This is a genomic window from Enterobacter sp. 120016 (assembly GCF_018383635.1).
GTDB classification, from domain to species: domain Bacteria; phylum Pseudomonadota; class Gammaproteobacteria; order Enterobacterales; family Enterobacteriaceae; genus Enterobacter; species Enterobacter asburiae_D.
Genome location: NZ_JAHAWC010000009.1, coordinates 105,948 through 122,046, shown reverse-complemented (window position 1 = coordinate 122,046; position 16,099 = coordinate 105,948). Strand labels below are relative to the sequence as shown.

Genomic DNA, 16,099 nt, shown 5'->3' with positions numbered 1-16,099 from the left:
CACGGTTTCGGCAATGTCAATCGTTCTTTATTTACATTTATGCAACGTATCAGGGATCAATCCTCAATTCAAAACAAATGTCAAGAGGTTGAAATGTTTCCAGGAATTTGCTGATATCGCGCCATAACAGGCTTTGCTATCATCACCGGTCACTGGGATGCGCTTCAGAATGCTCAAGTTCGACTCCATACTTGCCGATAGCCAACCACAGACTCTCATTCAATGTAAAGGTGCTACTGACTACACCTGTAAGATAAGTAAGATGGGGAAAGCATGAGCACCATTTTGATTGTTCTCGCTGCTATGCTGGCCAGCGCATTGGTTGCAGGGTGGTTGTACAGGCGCCGCGTACAGCGCCGTTATCGTCTGCCCTTTTTAAATGCATTTGCGGGTGCGAGCACGCGTAAACTCACGCAAGACGAGCGCGATGCAGTTGAAAACTATCTCGAAATCCTGAACCGTTCTCAGCTAACGCCTGGGCCGACGGGAGCTACCGCTGCGCCCGTCGCGCTAAAGCTTAACGCGCAAAGTGATACCGTGCTCTGCGTGACGCGCTCCATCACGCGCTATGGCATCACCACTGATGACCCCAACAAATGGCGCTATTACCTGGATTCCGTCGAAGTGCATCTGCCCCCGTCCTGGGAGCAGTACATAAATGACGAGAACAGCGTTGAGCTGATCCACACCGATTCGTTGCCCCTGGTTATCTCGCTTAACGGCCATACGCTGAATGAATACCTTCAGGAAGCCCCGCGTTTTGCGCTGGAGCGCGCGAGTTCAACGCAGGCATCCATTCGTGGCGAAGAGACTGAGCAGATCGAACTGCTGAATATTCGCCAGGAGACGCATGAAGAGTACGCCCTGAGCCGCCCGGACGGCATCCGTGAAGCCATTCTGATCGTCGCGGCCTTCCTGCTCTTTTTTATCTGCCTGCTCACGCCGGATGTGTTTGTCCCCTGGCTGGCGGGAGGCGCGGTGCTGCTGCTGGCAGCAGGGCTGTGGGGGCTCTTTGCCCCACCGGCCAAAACCTCGTTGCGAGAGATCCACTGCCTGCGCGGTACGCCAAAGCGCTGGGGCCTGTTCGGTGAAAACGATCAGGAACATCTCAACAATATTTCACTCGGTATTATCGACCTTATCTACCCGCGCCACTGGCAGCCGTGGATTGCGCAGGACCTAGGCCAGAAAACCGATATTGATATCTACCTTGACCGCCACGTTGTGCGTCAGGGGCGCTTCCTGTCTCTGCATGATGAAGTGAAAAATTTCCCGCTTCAGCACTGGCTGCGCAGCGCGGTCATTGCCGGCGGCGCCGCGCTGGTCTTAGTCATGCTGCTGCTCTTCGTGCCGCTGGATATGCCCATCAAATTCACCCTGTCGTGGATCAAAGGGGCGCAAACCATTGAAGCGAGCAGCGTCAACAAGCTGGATGAAGCCGGTGTACGCGTGGGGGACACGCTGCGCCTGAAGGGGACCGGGATGTGTAATATTCACACCCCGGGGGCGTGGAACACCCGCCAGAACTCACCGTTCATGCCGTTCGACTGCTCGCAAATTATCTGGAACGACGCGCCGCCGCTGCCGCTGCCGGAATCCGAAGTGGTGAATAAGGCCACGGCGCTGACCCAGACGGTGAACCGCCAGCTGCACCCGAAACCGGACGATGATTCGCGCGTCAGCCCTGCGCTGCGCTCGGCCATTCAGAAATCAGGCATGGTTCTGCTGGATGATTTTGGTGACATCGTCCTGAAAACGCAGGATTTATGCTCCTCTCAGGATGAGTGCATACGTCTTAAAAATGCCCTGGTAAACCTGGGTAACAGTAAGGACTGGGACTCGCTGGTGAAACGCGCCGAAGCGGGACGACTGGATGGCGTTAACGTGCTGCTGCGTCCGGTGAGCGCTGAATCGCTGGATAACCTGGTCGCTACCTCGACCTCGCCGTTCATGATGCGCGAGACCACCCGTGCGGCTCAGGCGCTGAACAGCCCGGCACCGGGCGGATTTGTGATTGTCAGCGATGAAGGCAGCGACCTGGTCGATCAGCCTTACCCGCAGGTTGCGCTTTATGACTACCCGGCGCAGGAGCAGTGGAGCCAATTCCAGCGCCTGGCGCAGATGCTGATGCAAACGCCGTTCAGCGCCGAAGGGATTGTCACAAGCATCTACACCGATGCCAACGGCACTCGCCATATCGGCCTGCACCGGATGCCGGATAGCGCAGGTTTATGGCGCTACATCGGCACCTCTCTGCTGATGACCGCGATGCTTGCCGCCATTTTCTGGAACGGCTTTATGGCCCTGCGCCGCTACCAGCGCTCGCGCACCCGGCTTGCCGACATCCAGCAGTATTATGAAAACTGCCTCAATCCTAAGCTGATCCCCTCGTCTGAGAGCCTGATCTGATAACGTTGTTGCGCGACAAGATGTGCTACCCTGTCGCGCACGTTTCTTCTGGCTGGAGTTCCCCCTAATGCATCTTGATATCGCCTGGCAGGAGGTTGACACCGTTCTGCTGGATATGGACGGCACGCTGCTCGATCTCGCCTTTGATAACTATTTCTGGCAAACGCTGGTTCCTGAAACCTACGGCGAACAGCAGGGGATCTCCCCGGCAGAAGCGCAGGCATTCATTCGTTCGCAATATAGCGCGGTGCAACATACGCTAAACTGGTACTGTCTTGACTACTGGAGCGAGCGCCTCGGTTTGGATATTTGTGCCATGACCACCGCCCAGGGCCCGCGCGCCGTTCTGCGCGAGGATACCGTGCCCTTTCTGGATGCGCTGAAAGCCAGCGGCAAGCGCCGTATTTTGCTGACCAACGCGCATCCCCATAATCTGGCGGTGAAGCTGGAGCATACCGGCCTGGCGTCGCACCTTGATTTATTACTTTCCACCCACACATTTGGTTATCCGAAAGAGGATCAGCGGTTGTGGCATGCGGTGAAGGAAGAGACGGGTTTGCAGCCAGAACGTACGCTGTTCATTGATGACAGCGAGCCCATTCTGGATTCCGCGGCAAGGTTTGGCATTCGCTACTGTCTTGGCGTGACCAATCCTGACTCTGGCCTGGCTGAAAAAAGCTATCTGCGCCACCCTGGACTGAACGACTATCGCCAGATGATCCCCTCACTGACCGTGAAGGAGACGCCATGAAAGAAAAACCCTCTGACGGGGTAAGACTGGATAAATGGCTGTGGGCAGCGCGTTTTTATAAAACACGCGCCCTTGCCCGCGAGATGGTTGACGGCGGAAAAGTGCATTACAACGGCCAGCGCAGCAAACCGAGCAAGCTGGTTGAGCTGAATGCCACCTTAACGCTGCGTCAGGGCAACGATGAACGTACGGTGGTGATTAAAGCCATTACCGAACAGCGTCGACCCGCAACGGAAGCCGTACTGCTTTATGAAGAGACGGCGGAGAGCATTGAAAAGCGCGAGAAGACCGCGCTGGCGCGCAAAATGAACGCGCTGACGATGCCTCACCCGGACCGGCGGCCGGATAAAAAAGAGCGCCGCGATCTGATGAAATTTAAACACGGTGAGACTGATTAACCTCACCCGCACGAGAGATGAAAATGGCCCAACACGACCAATTACACCGCTATCTGTTTGAACAATTCGCCGTGCGCGGCGAGCTGGTCACCGTATCCGAAACCTGGAAACAGATTCTGGAAAACCACAACTACCCGCTGCCGGTAAAGACCCTGTTGGGCGAACTGCTGGTTGCCACCAGCCTGCTGACGGCGACGCTGAAGTTTGCCGGTGATATCACCGTGCAGCTGCAGGGTGACGGCCCGATGACGCTGGCGGTGATCAACGGCAATAACCAGCAGCAGATGCGCGGCGTGGCGCGCGTTCAGGGCGACGTGCCTGAAAATGCGGACCTCAAAACGCTGGTAGGTAATGGCTACCTGGTGATCACCATCTCCCCTGAGGAAGGTGAGCGCTATCAAGGCGTGGTGGGTCTGGAAGGCGATACCCTGGCAGCCTGCCTGGAAGATTACTTCATGCGTTCAGAACAGCTGCCGACGCGTCTCTTCATCCGCACCGGTGAAGTGGACGGTCAGCCTGCTGCCGGGGGTATGCTGCTGCAGGTTCTGCCTGCGCAGGACGCACAGACCAATGACTTCGAGCACCTGGCGACGCTGACCGAAACCATCAAAGCGGAAGAGCTGTTCAACCTGTCCGCGACCGACGTGCTGTGGCGTCTGTACCACGAAGAAGAAGTGACGGTCTACGACCCGCAGGCGGTGGAATTTAAGTGCACCTGCTCCCGCGAGCGCTGCGCTGGCGCGCTGAAAACCCTGCCGGATGAAGAGATCGACAGCATCATGGCGGAAGACGGCGAAATTGATATGCACTGTGACTACTGCGGTACGCACTACGTGTTCAATTCGATGGATATCGCTGAGATCCGCAATAACGCCTCCCCGGCGGATCCGCAGGTTCACTAATATCCCCATCCTGTTCCCTCTCCCTTTGGGGAGAGGGCTGGGGTGAGGGGTAAAAAACTCCCCCCAAGCTGAATCGTTTTCCCTATGTAACTCTTACGTAATTTTCTTACGTGTATGCGATTACATTCACATTCTTTCCGATAAAATCACCACTCTTTAACCTTTTCGGAACATTTTCCCCAACCAAAAAGGGATTCCTGCGATAATCCGCCTGCGCTGTGACTGGAGTCGCAGCGTTTTCCGTTAGTAAGGGTTTTGTCCAGATGCGTAAATCTATGAGCCCCGTCGCGGTTAACAACCTCAGAAAAACCCTACAATTTCAGGCAGTACATATTGGCTAAGGAGCAGTGATATGCGTGTTACTGGTTTAACCCCGCAAGATCTCAAGGCTTATGGAATTCACGACGTCCAGGAAATCGTCTACAACCCCGACTACGATACGCTGTATCAGGAAGAGCTCAATCCAGCACTGGAAGGATACGAGCGTGGTGTGTTGACGAATCTTGGTGCTATCGCCGTCGATACCGGTATCTTTACCGGTCGTTCGCCGAAAGATAAGTATATCGTCCGAGACGAAACCACCCGCGATACGCTGTGGTGGGCTGACAAGGGCAAAGGGAAGAACGACAACAAACCGCTCTCCCCGGAAACCTGGCAGCACCTGAAAGGGCTCGTCACCCATCAGCTTTCCGGCAAGCGCCTGTTCATTGTCGACGCTTTCTGCGGCGCTAACGCCGACACCCGTCTCTCCGTGCGTTTTATCACTGAAGTGGCCTGGCAGGCGCATTTCGTGAAAAACATGTTTATTCGTCCAACCGACGAAGAGCTGCAGGATTTCACCCCGGATTTCATCGTGATGAACGGTGCAAAATGCACGAATCCACAGTGGAAAGAGCAGGGTCTGAACTCCGAAAACTTTGTGGCCTTCAACCTGACCGAGCGTATCCAGCTGATCGGCGGAACCTGGTACGGCGGCGAAATGAAGAAAGGGATGTTCTCCGTCATGAACTACCTGCTGCCGCTGCGGGGCATCGCCTCCATGCACTGCTCGGCTAACGTCGGTGAAAAAGGCGACGTGGCGGTATTCTTCGGCCTGTCCGGCACCGGTAAAACCACCCTCTCCACCGATCCAAAACGTCGTCTCATTGGCGATGACGAACACGGCTGGGATGACGACGGCGTATTCAACTTTGAAGGCGGCTGCTACGCGAAGACCATTCGCCTGTCCGAAGAGGCCGAGCCGGATATCTTCCACGCGATCCGTCGCGATGCGCTGCTGGAAAACGTCACCGTGCGCGCCGACGGCTCCATCGACTTCGACGATGCGTCGAAAACGGAAAACACCCGCGTCTCTTACCCGATCTACCACATCGACAATATCGTGAAGCCGGTGTCAAAAGCGGGTCATGCCACGAAGGTCATTTTCCTGACGGCGGATGCGTTCGGCGTGCTGCCTCCGGTGTCCCGCCTGACGGCCAGCCAGACGCAGTACCACTTCCTCTCCGGCTTTACCGCCAAGCTGGCGGGTACCGAGCGCGGCGTGACGGAGCCAACCCCAACCTTCTCAGCCTGCTTCGGCGCGGCCTTCCTGTCGCTGCACCCGACGCAGTACGCTGAAGTGCTGGTGAAACGCATGCAGGCATCCGGCGCGCAGGCCTATCTGGTGAACACCGGCTGGAACGGTACCGGCAAACGTATCTCTATCAAAGATACCCGCGCGATTATCGACGCCATTCTGGATGGTTCTCTGGACGACGCCGAAACCTTCACGCTGCCAATGTTTAACCTGGCGATCCCAACGTCGCTGCCGGGTGTGGATACGCATATCCTCGACCCGCGCAATACGTACGGTTCTCCTGAGCAGTGGCGCGAGAAGGCGGAATCGCTGGCGAAGCTGTTTATTGAGAACTTCGAGAAGTATACCGATACCCCGGCGGGTGCTGCGCTGGTGAGTGCGGGACCAAGGTAAAAGCAAAAGGCAACGTAAGTTGCCTTTTTTAATGTTTTCTCCCTCTCCCCGTGGGAGAGGGTCGGGGTGAGGGCATCAGGCCGCAGAGACCACATTTTGTCGGGGGGTGGCGAGCGCCACCCTTTTTTTAACCCTCTTTCACCTGCCCCCGCGTCACCGGTACCGGCAGCCAGGCGCGAATGCTCAATCCACCCCGCTCGCTGGTGCCAATTTCCAGCAGCCCGTTGTGGTTATCGATAATACGCTGAACAATCGCCAGGCCTAAGCCCGTACCGCTGGTGCTGCGCGCGCTGTCGCCGCGCACAAACGGCTGGAACAGATGCTTACGCTGCTCGGGCTTGATGCCCGGACCGTCATCCTCCACCTGGAACCAGGCGCGGTTGAGTTCAGACCCGCTGCTGACTTTGATCCAGCCGTTACCGTACCGCGCCGCGTTGACCACCATGTTGGCAACCGCACGTTTGATGGAGAGCGGGTGCATGCGTACCTGGATCTCCCCCGCCTGAAGGTCGGTATCAATCTCGCGCTCGTAGCCGCTTTCCGCCGCCACCACCTCGCCCAGCACCGCGTTCAGATCCGCCATCTCCATTGGCATCTCCTGCCCGGTGCGCAGGTAGTCGATGAACTGCTCAATGATGGCGTTACACTCTTCGATGTCCTTGTTGATGGACTCGGCAAGGTAACCGTCCTCTTCCCCCATCATCTCCGTCGCCAGGCGAATACGCGTCAGCGGCGTGCGCAGGTCATGGCTGACGCCCGCCATCAGCAGCGTACGGTCATCCGCCAGCTGCTTCACGCCTGCCGCCATATGGTTAAACGCGCGCGTCACCGAACGGACTTCCGAGGCGCCATACTCGCGCAGCGGAGGAGGAATAATTCCTTTACCGACCTGCAGCGCAGCGTGCTCCAGGTCGACCAGCGGTCGGTTCTGTATACGGATAAATAGCCACGCGCCGCCTATCGCCAGCAGCATAATCGCCAGGGTGTAGCGGAACAGCGGCGAGAAGTCGCCCTGATGGATTTCGGTCAGCGGGACGCGCACCCAGATATTGGGTGACAGCCAGGTTTTCAGCCAGACGACGGGCGAGCTTTTGTTGACCTCAACGCGCACTTCCGTTGGGCCGCCCAGCTGCTGCGCCATCTGCTGGCTGAGGAATTCGTAATGCTGCGCCCAGCGCAGGCCCGCGTCTTCCGCCGCTTCGTTGGAGTAGAGCGAAATGCCCAGCTCACGGTAGATTTCACGGCGAAACGCCGGGGGAACGACGAGCTGCGTGCCGTCCTCCAGCTGCAGTTTGTCGGTCATCAGCATACGGACTTCGTAGGCCAGGACCTTATTAAACTGCTGGAGGCTCGGCAGGATCGCAAAGTTCAGCACCACCAGATAGGTCGTCACCAGGCTGACGAACAGCAGGGTGACGATCAGCAACAGGGTGCGGGCAAACGAGCTACGCGGCGAGAAGCGCATTCGCCTCATGCTTTAGAGCCGTCCGGGACGAACACGTAGCCCAGACCCCATACGGTCTGAATATAACGAGGATGAGCAGGATCTTCTTCCACCATGCGGCGCAGGCGAGAGATCTGCACGTCAATAGAGCGTTCCATTGCGGAGTATTCGCGACCGCGCGCCAGGTTCATCAGCTTGTCACGGGAAAGCGGTTCACGCGGGTGGCTGACCAGCGCTTTCAGTACCGCAAACTCGCCGCTGGTAAGCGGCATTGGCTCGTCTTCACGGAACATCTCGCGCGTGCCGAGGTTCAGCTTGAACTTGCCGAAGGCGATGACGGCTTCTTCCTGAGACGGTGCACCAGGCAGTTCGTTCGCCTGACGGCGGAGAACAGCGCGAATACGCGCCAGCAGTTCACGCGGGTTAAACGGTTTTGGAATGTAGTCGTCCGCGCCGATTTCGAGGCCCACGATACGGTCAACTTCCTCGCCCTTCGCCGTCACCATGATGATCGGCATCGGGTTGCTCTGGCTGCGCAGACGACGGCAAATAGAAAGCCCGTCTTCGCCAGGCAGCATCAGGTCGAGCACCATCAGGTGGAAAGATTCACGGGTCAGCAGACGGTCCATCTGCTCAGCGTTCGCGACGCTACGAACCTGGAAGCCCTGCTCGGTCAGATAACGCTCCAGCAGCGCACGAAGGCGCATGTCGTCATCCACGACCAGAATTTTGTAGTTCTCTTGCATTGTGTGTACTCCCAAAGGTTCGGATAGTCTTTGTAACAGCGTATTCTAAAAAAGTGCACGTATTCGACCAGCTAATTCTGGTATAAATTCTAGTCGAAATTGTTACAAAGCATATTTAACAGCAGCTTATCTGCTCATTTCATCACATAAATCATTATTAATCCTGTCTGTTACACTGTGTGGTACGTATTGTGCGCAAGACAGAAAACCGGCAGCAAAGGCTTTACCATGAAAACGCCCCTTATCACCCGCGAAGGGTATGAGAAACTCAAAAAAGAGATGGATTACCTCTGGCGCGAAGAGCGTCCTGAAGTGACAAAAAAGGTGACCTGGGCGGCAAGCCTGGGCGATCGCAGCGAAAACGCTGACTACCAGTACAACAAAAAGCGGCTGCGCGAAATTGACCGCCGGGTTCGCTATCTGACGAAGTGCCTTGAGAACCTGAAAATTGTCGATTACTCCCCGCAGCAGGAGGGCAAAGTGTTCTTCGGCGCTTGGGTCGAGATTGAAAACGACGACGGTGACACCCTGCGGTTTCGCATTGTTGGCTACGATGAAATTTTTGGTCGTAAGGATTACATCTCCATCGACTCCCCGATGGCCCGCGCTCTACTGAAAAAGGAAGTGGGCGATCTGGCCGTCGTTCAGACCCCGGCCGGAGAAGCCAGCTGGTACGTCAATGAGATCGTCTACGTAAAATAGTCCGAGAGCGCCCTCCCCGGCTGGCATTTTGCCGTGTCAGCCCGTATAACTATCCCCTGATTTTTCGACTCAACAGATGATAAAGCCATGATGAAAGATTCGCTCTGCCGCATTATTGCGGGTGATATTCAGGCCAGAGCCGAACAGGTAGAAGCTGCCGTTCGCCTGCTTGATGAAGGGAACACCGTGCCGTTTATTGCACGCTATCGTAAGGAAGTCACCGGCGGTCTGGATGACACGCAGCTGCGTAACCTGGAGACCCGTCTGGGCTATCTGCGCGAGCTGGAAGAACGTCGTCAGGCGATCCTCAAATCCATCGGCGAACAGGGCAAACTGACCAGCGAGCTGGAAAGCGCCATTAACGGTACCCTGAGCAAAACCGAACTCGAAGATCTCTATCTGCCGTATAAACCGAAGCGCCGCACGCGCGGGCAGATTGCGATTGAAGCGGGCCTTGAGCCGCTGGCCGACCTGCTGTGGAACGAGCCGTCCCACGACCCGGAAACCGAAGCCGCCAAATTTATCGACGCCGACAAAGGCGTAGCGGACACCAAGGCCGCCCTCGACGGCGCGCGCTACATTCTGATGGAGCGCTTCGCCGAAGACGCCGCCCTGCTCGCTAAAGTGCGTGATTACCTGTGGAAGAATGCCCACATCGTCTCTACCGTCGTCGCGGGTAAAGAGGAAGAAGGCGCGAAATTCCGCGACTACTTCGATCACCACGAATCGATTTCTACCGCCCCTTCACACCGCGCGCTGGCGATGTTCCGCGGCCGCAACGAAGGCGTGCTCCAGCTCTCCCTGAACGCCGACCCGCAGTTTGACGAGCCGCCGAAAGAGAGCCACTGCGAGCAGATCATTATCGACCATCTCGGCCTGCGCCTGAACAACGCCCCGGCGGACAGCTGGCGCAAAGGCGTGGTGAGCTGGACCTGGCGCATCAAGGTGCTGATGCACCTCGAAACCGAGCTGATGGGCACCGTGCGCGAGCGCGCCGAAGATGAAGCGATTAACGTCTTCGCCCGTAACCTGCACGACCTGCTGATGGCCGCCCCTGCCGGCCTGCGCGCAACCATGGGTCTCGATCCGGGTCTGCGTACCGGCGTGAAGGTCGCCGTGGTTGACGGCACCGGCAAGCTGGTAGCGACCGATACCATCTATCCGCACACCGGCCAGGCAGCGAAAGCGGCCGTCGTGGTGGCGGCGCTGTGCGAAAAATACAACGTGGAGCTGGTTGCCATCGGCAACGGTACGGCGTCCCGCGAAACCGAACGTTTCTACCTCGACGTGCAGAAGCAGTTCCCGAAAGTGACGGCGCAGAAAGTGATCGTCAGCGAAGCGGGGGCATCCGTCTATTCCGCGTCCGAGCTGGCGGCGCTGGAGTTCCCGGACCTGGACGTTTCCCTGCGCGGTGCGGTTTCTATCGCACGCCGCCTGCAGGATCCGCTGGCGGAGCTGGTGAAGATCGATCCGAAATCTATCGGCGTGGGTCAGTATCAGCACGACGTGAGCCAGACTCAGCTGGCGCGCAAGCTGGATGCGGTGGTGGAAGACTGCGTAAACGCCGTCGGCGTTGACCTGAACACCGCCTCCGTTCCCCTGCTGACCCGCGTGGCGGGCTTAACCCGCATGATGGCGCAGAACATCGTCGCCTGGCGTGATGAGAATGGTCAGTTCCAGAACCGTCAGCAACTGCTGAAGGTGAGCCGTCTGGGGCCAAAAGCCTTTGAGCAGTGCGCGGGCTTCCTGCGCATCAACCACGGCGATAACCCGCTGGATGCCTCTACCGTTCACCCGGAAGCGTACCCTGTGGTGGAACGCATTCTGGCCGCCACCCAGCAGGCACTGAAAGATCTTATGGGTGACAACAGCGCCCTGCGCAACCTGAAAGCCGTTGATTTCACCGACGACAAATTTGGTGTCCCAACCGTCACCGACATCATCAAAGAGCTGGAAAAGCCGGGCCGCGATCCGCGTCCTGAGTTCAAAACGGCGACCTTTGCCGACGGCGTGGAAACCATGAACGACCTGCTGCCCGGCATGGTGCTGGAAGGCGCGGTGACCAACGTCACCAACTTTGGCGCGTTTGTGGATATCGGCGTGCATCAGGACGGTCTGGTGCATATCTCATCCCTTGCCGACAAGTTCGTTGAAGACCCGCACACCGTAGTCAAAGCGGGCGACATCGTGAAGGTCAAAGTGCTGGAAGTGGATCTGCAGCGCAAGCGTATCGCCCTGACCATGCGTCTGGACGAGCAGCCTGGCGACACCAACGCGCGCCGTGGCGGAAACGGCGGTGGCCGCGAGCAGCAGCGTCCGGCCGCGAAAGCGGCAAAACCGCGCGGACGTGAAGCGCAGCCTGCAGGCAACAGCGCGATGATGGATGCGCTGGCGGCAGCGATGGGTAAGAAACGCTAAGGTTGTCAATGCCCGGTGGCGCTGCGCTTACCGGGCCTACGGTTTTGTAGGCCGGGCAAACGCAGTGCCGCCCGGCAAGCAGGCCGCAACGAATTAAAATAAATAGAATGTAGCCATATTTAAACCGCTAATTATCACCCCGTTAACAAATACTCCTCTTTTCATTTTCCAGGCAATTCAGCAAATATTGAGCAAGGTCAAACAGGCCGTAAATTAATACCGCAAACAACATTCCGTCACAGTTTTAATATTGCTGATAAAAACTATTCTCATTATCATCCCATAGTAGATAATTTAACCTTTCGTGGAATCAGGCGTTATGCAATTCACTCCAGACAGTGCATGGAAGATTACCGGTTTTACCCGCGAAATTAGCCCGGCCTATCGGCAAAAGCTGCTGTCGCTGGGCATGCTGCCCGGCTCGTCATTCCAGGTCGTGCGCGTGGCGCCGCTAGGTGACCCGGTTCACATCGAAACCCGCCGCGTGAATCTGGTGCTGCGTAAGAAAGACCTCGCGTTAATAGAAGTCGAAGCCTTATCCCGATAACAAGCCAGCGGTTTCAGTGAGTCTAAAAAAATGAAAAAGTTAACTATTGGCTTAATTGGCAATCCTAATTCCGGCAAGACCACCCTTTTTAACCAGCTGACCGGCGCACGCCAGCGCGTGGGCAACTGGGCGGGCGTGACGGTTGAGCGTAAAGAGGGCCAGTTCACGACAACGGACAACCAGGTGACGCTGGTTGACCTTCCCGGCACCTACTCCTTAACCACCATTTCGTCGCAAACCTCGCTCGATGAGCAGATCGCCTGCCACTATATTCTCAGCGGCGACGCGGACCTGCTGATCAACGTGGTGGACGCCTCCAATCTCGAGCGTAACCTTTATCTGACGCTGCAGCTGCTGGAGCTGGGGATCCCCTGCATCGTGGCGCTCAACATGCTCGACATTGCGGAGAAACAAAAGCTGCGCATCGACGTCGATGCCCTCTCCGCGCGCCTGGGGTGCCCGGTCGTTCCGCTGGTCTCGACGCGCGCTCGCGGTATTGACGCGCTGAAGCTGGCCATTGACCGTCACCAGGGTAATCGCGACATTGAGCTGGTGCATTACGCGCAGCCTCTCCTGCGCGAAGCCAATTTGCTGGCGCAGGAGATGGACAACAGCATGCCTGCGAAACAGCGCCTGTGGCTCGGCCTGCAGATGCTGGAAGGCGATATCTACAGCCGCGCTTACGCCGGGCATGCGGCAGATAAGCTGGACGCGACGGTAGCCCGTCTTAGCGACGAGCTGGACGACCCGGCGCTGCACATCGCCGATGCGCGTTATCAGGCCATCGCCTCGATTTGCGACGTTGTCAGCAACGCCCTGACGGCAGAACCCAGCCGCTTTACGGCAGCGGTGGATAAAGTGGTGCTTAACCGCTTCCTCGGTTTGCCCATCTTCCTGCTGGTGATGTACGTGATGTTCCTGCTCGCCATTAACATCGGCGGCGCACTCCAGCCCATTTTCGACGCCGGTTCCGTCGCGGTCTTCGTGCACGGTATTCAGTGGGTGGGTTACACCCTGCACTTCCCGGAATGGTTAACCATCTTCCTCGCACAGGGGATCGGCGGCGGTATCAACACCGTTCTGCCTCTGGTGCCGCAGATCGGCATGATGTATCTGTTCCTCTCGTTCCTGGAAGATTCCGGCTACATGGCGCGCGCCGCGTTCGTGATGGATCGTCTGATGCAGGCGCTGGGTCTGCCGGGTAAATCCTTCGTTCCGCTGATTGTCGGCTTCGGCTGTAACGTGCCGTCGGTGATGGGCGCGCGCACGCTTGATGCGCCGCGTGAACGTCTGATGACCATCATGATGGCGCCGTTTATGTCCTGCGGTGCCCGCCTGGCAATCTTTGCGGTCTTTGCCGCTGCCTTCTTCGGTCAGCAGGGCGCGCTGGCGGTCTTTTCGCTGTACGTGCTGGGCATCGTGATGGCGATCCTCACCGGTCTGATGCTGAAGCACACCATCATGCGCGGTGAAGCGTCACCGTTTGTGATGGAGCTGCCGGTGTATCACGTGCCGCATCTGAAAAGCCTGGCGATCCAGACCTGGCAGCGCCTGAAAGGCTTTGTGCTGCGCGCCGGTAAGGTCATTGTCATCGTCAGCATTTTCCTGAGCGCGCTGAACAGCTTCACCCTCAGCGGGCAGGCGGCAGATAATATCAACGACTCTGCCCTCGCCTCCGTCAGCCGCGTCATCACGCCGGTCTTTAAACCGATTGGCGTGCATGAGGATAACTGGCAGGCAACCGTCGGGCTGTTCACCGGCGCGATGGCAAAAGAGGTGGTTGTCGGCACCCTGAACACGCTTTACACCGCTGAGAACATTCAGGAGCAGGAATTTAATCCGGCAGAGTTTCATCTCGGGCATGAACTGCTGGTTGCCGTAGAGGAGACCTGGCAGAGCCTGAAAGACACCTTCAGCCTGAGCGTGCTGGCGAACCCTATTGAGGCGAGCAAAGGCGACGGCGAAATGGCGACGGGTGCCATGGGCGTGATGGGCGAGAAATTTGGCAGCGCGTCCGCGGCCTATAGCTACCTCATCTTTGTTCTGCTCTACATTCCGTGCATCTCCGTGATGGGGGCGATTGCCCGCGAGTCCAGCCGCGGCTGGATGGGCTTCTCCATCCTGTGGGGGTTAAACATTGCGTACTCGCTGTCGACGCTCTTTTATCAAACCGTTAACTTCAGCCAGCATCCGCGCTACAGCCTGGTCTGCATTCTCGCGGTTGTGCTGTTTAACGTGATAGTGCTCGGTCTTCTGCGGCGGGCACGCAGCCGCGTCGACATCGACCTGCTGGCAAACCGTAAAACCGCCGCGACCTGCTGCAGCAGCCCGGCGGGCGACTGTCACTAAGGAGCAAACCATGGCATCGTTGATTCAGGTTCGTGACCTGCTGGCACTACAAGGGCGGATGGAGGCGAAACAGCTGAGCCTCAGCCTGCATACGCCGCAGCCGATGATCGATGCCATGCTGGAAAGACTGGAAGCCATGGGGAAAGCCGTGCGGATTCAGGAAGACGCGGACGGCTGTCTATCCGGCAGTTGTAAAAGCTGTCCGGAAGGAAAGGCCTGCCTCAGGGAGTGGTGGGCACTGCGTTAATCAAGCCAGGCATCGCTGCCTGGCTTTATCGTATTACTTGTAGACGTCCGCCGTTGCGCGTACGTTTTTGGTCTGCTTTTCAGCGCTGGTGACGACGTAGTACGTTCCGCCCAGCTCATCCGCTTTCTTCGACAGCTCTTTTCTCGCGTCCATCGGCGCGGTGGTGTCAGACGTAGAAATTTCACCAATTTTCGTCAGATTCATGCCGGCAACTTTATCTTTTTCCAGCTCTTTTGCCGCAAAGACGCCAAATGACAGTGACCCAATAACCAGAGAAGTGACAATACCTGTAACAAGTTTCATAACCTGACTCTCCATAGGATTGTTGTTTTGATTATCGTAGGCAGAACAACCGCAACGACATCAGGAGTATGGTTGCGGTGTGTAACTTTTTCCAGGCTGGATAGAAAATAATCAGTCTAAACGTTGACTTAACGCAATGAGCGCTGAACAAAACTCCGTCGGATGGGAGATGAACGGGGCATGTGCGGCTTTGGCAATAATCTGCGATTCGCTGTCCGGCCAGAGCGAATCCAGTAGCGGAACCACTTTGCGCGGCACAATCCCGTCGAGGTAACCGTAGATACGCAGGTGCGGCACCGTCAGCGCGGCCAGCGGCTCGCGCAGGTCAACCGTTTTCAGGAGCTCAAGACCCCCGTTAAGCACCTCAACCTCCGGCATCGGCAGCGAAAGCACGGTCTGCTTCAGCGTTCGGGCATCTTTACGCGCGGTGTCAGTGCCCATTGTCTGCAATGCAAGAAACCGCTCCACGGTCCGCTGAAAATCTTCGCTCAGCTGCTGCTGGAAGCCCGCCAGCACTTCAGGTTTGATCCCTGGCCACGCGTCCTGCGCGCTAAAACAGGGTGACGACGCCACCGTTACCAGGGCTTGTACGCGGTCAGGCCGCGACAGTGCAATCTGGCTCGCCACCAGCCCGCCCAGGCTCCAGCCCAGCCAGACCGCGTTTTGCGGCGCTGCGTCCAGAACCTGCTGCGCCATCTCATCAAGCGATAACGCGCCATATCCGCGGCTGCGGCCAAAGCCGGGTAAATCCACCAGATGCAGTGTGAAATGCGAGGCAAGTTCCTCACGTATGCAATGCCATATCTCCGCGTTCAGGCCCCATCCGTGCAGCAGCACAAGATGGCAATTTCCTGTCCCTACGGTCTGCCACCACAGCGTCTTCATCAGTTACTGTTCTCTTTTTTCACATGGAG

Annotated in this window: 14 protein-coding genes; 10 read left to right on the top strand and 4 right to left on the bottom strand. The window is 57.3% G+C overall.

Annotated elements, in window-relative coordinates:
* The first annotated feature begins 273 nt into the window (after positions 1-273).
* The 5 genes from KIF87_RS14650 (at position 274) to pckA (ending at position 6,429) form a co-directional block, all read left to right on the top strand.
* Entirely contained in the window at positions 274-2,409 is a 2,136-nt protein-coding gene (locus KIF87_RS14650) for an intracellular growth attenuator family protein (RefSeq protein WP_213329117.1), read from the top strand.
* A gap of 67 nt (positions 2,410-2,476) precedes the next feature.
* Positions 2,477-3,160 (top strand): GMP/IMP nucleotidase, encoded by a 684-nt coding sequence (gene yrfG, locus KIF87_RS14645; RefSeq protein WP_032641117.1) that lies wholly within the window; start codon positions 2,477-2,479, stop codon positions 3,158-3,160.
* On the top strand, positions 3,157-3,558 hold the full coding sequence (gene hslR / locus KIF87_RS14640; RefSeq protein ID WP_213329116.1) for a ribosome-associated heat shock protein Hsp15: 402 nt from the start codon (positions 3,157-3,159) through the stop codon (positions 3,556-3,558). The genes yrfG and hslR overlap by 4 nt, the downstream gene beginning before the upstream one ends.
* A gap of 17 nt (positions 3,559-3,575) precedes the next feature.
* Positions 3,576-4,460 carry an Hsp33 family molecular chaperone HslO gene (hslO, locus tag KIF87_RS14635; RefSeq protein ID WP_162269339.1) on the top strand — a complete coding sequence of 295 codons (885 nt, stop codon included), beginning with the start codon at positions 3,576-3,578 and terminating at the stop codon, positions 4,458-4,460.
* Positions 4,461-4,812: 352 nt separating this feature from the next.
* On the top strand, positions 4,813-6,429 hold the full coding sequence (pckA, locus tag KIF87_RS14630) for a phosphoenolpyruvate carboxykinase (ATP) (RefSeq protein ID WP_213329115.1): 1,617 nt from the start codon (positions 4,813-4,815) through the stop codon (positions 6,427-6,429).
* Between the two features lie 127 nt (positions 6,430-6,556).
* Here the strand turns inward: pckA and envZ are convergent, their stop codons facing one another.
* Together envZ and ompR are read right to left on the bottom strand one after the other, a co-directional pair.
* A complete protein-coding gene (gene envZ / locus KIF87_RS14625; RefSeq protein WP_010436407.1) occupies positions 6,557-7,903 on the bottom strand; it encodes a two-component system sensor histidine kinase EnvZ in 1,347 nt (448 codons plus the stop codon).
* A complete protein-coding gene (ompR, locus tag KIF87_RS14620; RefSeq protein WP_001157751.1) occupies positions 7,900-8,619 on the bottom strand; it encodes an osmolarity response regulator transcription factor OmpR in 720 nt (239 codons plus the stop codon). Before ompR ends, envZ begins: the two co-directional genes overlap by 4 nt.
* Positions 8,620-8,847: 228 nt before the next feature.
* Between ompR and greB the strand changes: the two genes are divergently transcribed.
* The 5 genes from greB to feoC all read left to right on the top strand — a co-directional run bounded on the left by greB (position 8,848) and on the right by feoC (position 14,882).
* Entirely contained in the window at positions 8,848-9,321 is a 474-nt protein-coding gene (gene greB / locus KIF87_RS14615; protein ID WP_014885539.1) for a transcription elongation factor GreB, read from the top strand.
* A gap of 87 nt (positions 9,322-9,408) precedes the next feature.
* Positions 9,409-11,739, top strand: a complete 2,331-nt coding sequence (locus KIF87_RS14610; protein WP_213329114.1) for a Tex family protein — start codon at positions 9,409-9,411, stop codon at positions 11,737-11,739.
* A 319-nt stretch (positions 11,740-12,058) separates the two neighbouring features.
* The gene (gene feoA, locus KIF87_RS14605) at positions 12,059-12,286 is read left to right on the top strand and encodes a ferrous iron transporter A (RefSeq protein WP_008503050.1); all 228 of its coding nucleotides are present in this window, start codon (positions 12,059-12,061) and stop codon (positions 12,284-12,286) included.
* Between the two features lie 30 nt (positions 12,287-12,316).
* Positions 12,317-14,635: a Fe(2+) transporter permease subunit FeoB gene (gene feoB, locus KIF87_RS14600; RefSeq protein ID WP_213329113.1), complete on the top strand. Its 2,319-nt coding sequence runs from the start codon at positions 12,317-12,319 to the stop codon at positions 14,633-14,635.
* A gap of 10 nt (positions 14,636-14,645) precedes the next feature.
* On the top strand, positions 14,646-14,882 hold the full coding sequence (gene feoC / locus KIF87_RS14595; RefSeq protein ID WP_024907906.1) for a [Fe-S]-dependent transcriptional repressor FeoC: 237 nt from the start codon (positions 14,646-14,648) through the stop codon (positions 14,880-14,882).
* Between the two features lie 33 nt (positions 14,883-14,915).
* Here feoC and KIF87_RS14590 read toward each other — a convergent pair whose 3' ends face one another.
* Positions 14,916-15,185, bottom strand: a complete 270-nt coding sequence (locus tag KIF87_RS14590) for a YdgH/BhsA/McbA-like domain containing protein (protein WP_023309499.1) — start codon at positions 15,183-15,185, stop codon at positions 14,916-14,918.
* Positions 15,186-15,296: 111 nt separating this feature from the next.
* The gene (gene bioH / locus KIF87_RS14585) at positions 15,297-16,070 is read right to left on the bottom strand and encodes a pimeloyl-ACP methyl ester esterase BioH (protein WP_213329112.1); all 774 of its coding nucleotides are present in this window, start codon (positions 16,068-16,070) and stop codon (positions 15,297-15,299) included.
* Positions 16,071-16,099 lie beyond the last annotated feature (29 nt).

Coding starts and splice junctions, on each gene's coding strand:
- feoC (WP_024907906.1), top strand. CDS start 14,646: ATGGCATCGTTGATTCAGGTTCGTGACCTGCTGGCACTACAAGGGCGG.
- hslR (WP_213329116.1), top strand. CDS start 3,157: ATGAAAGAAAAACCCTCTGACGGGGTAAGACTGGATAAATGGCTGTGG.
- KIF87_RS14650 (WP_213329117.1), top strand. CDS start 274: ATGAGCACCATTTTGATTGTTCTCGCTGCTATGCTGGCCAGCGCATTG.
- ompR (WP_001157751.1), bottom strand. CDS start 8,619: ATGCAAGAGAACTACAAAATTCTGGTCGTGGATGACGACATGCGCCTT.
- KIF87_RS14590 (WP_023309499.1), bottom strand. CDS start 15,185: ATGAAACTTGTTACAGGTATTGTCACTTCTCTGGTTATTGGGTCACTG.
- pckA (WP_213329115.1), top strand. CDS start 4,813: ATGCGTGTTACTGGTTTAACCCCGCAAGATCTCAAGGCTTATGGAATT.
- KIF87_RS14610 (WP_213329114.1), top strand. CDS start 9,409: ATGATGAAAGATTCGCTCTGCCGCATTATTGCGGGTGATATTCAGGCC.
- yrfG (WP_032641117.1), top strand. CDS start 2,477: ATGCATCTTGATATCGCCTGGCAGGAGGTTGACACCGTTCTGCTGGAT.
- envZ (WP_010436407.1), bottom strand. CDS start 7,903: ATGAGGCGAATGCGCTTCTCGCCGCGTAGCTCGTTTGCCCGCACCCTG.
- bioH (WP_213329112.1), bottom strand. CDS start 16,070: ATGAAGACGCTGTGGTGGCAGACCGTAGGGACAGGAAATTGCCATCTT.
- hslO (WP_162269339.1), top strand. CDS start 3,576: ATGAAAATGGCCCAACACGACCAATTACACCGCTATCTGTTTGAACAA.
- feoB (WP_213329113.1), top strand. CDS start 12,317: ATGAAAAAGTTAACTATTGGCTTAATTGGCAATCCTAATTCCGGCAAG.
- greB (WP_014885539.1), top strand. CDS start 8,848: ATGAAAACGCCCCTTATCACCCGCGAAGGGTATGAGAAACTCAAAAAA.
- feoA (WP_008503050.1), top strand. CDS start 12,059: ATGCAATTCACTCCAGACAGTGCATGGAAGATTACCGGTTTTACCCGC.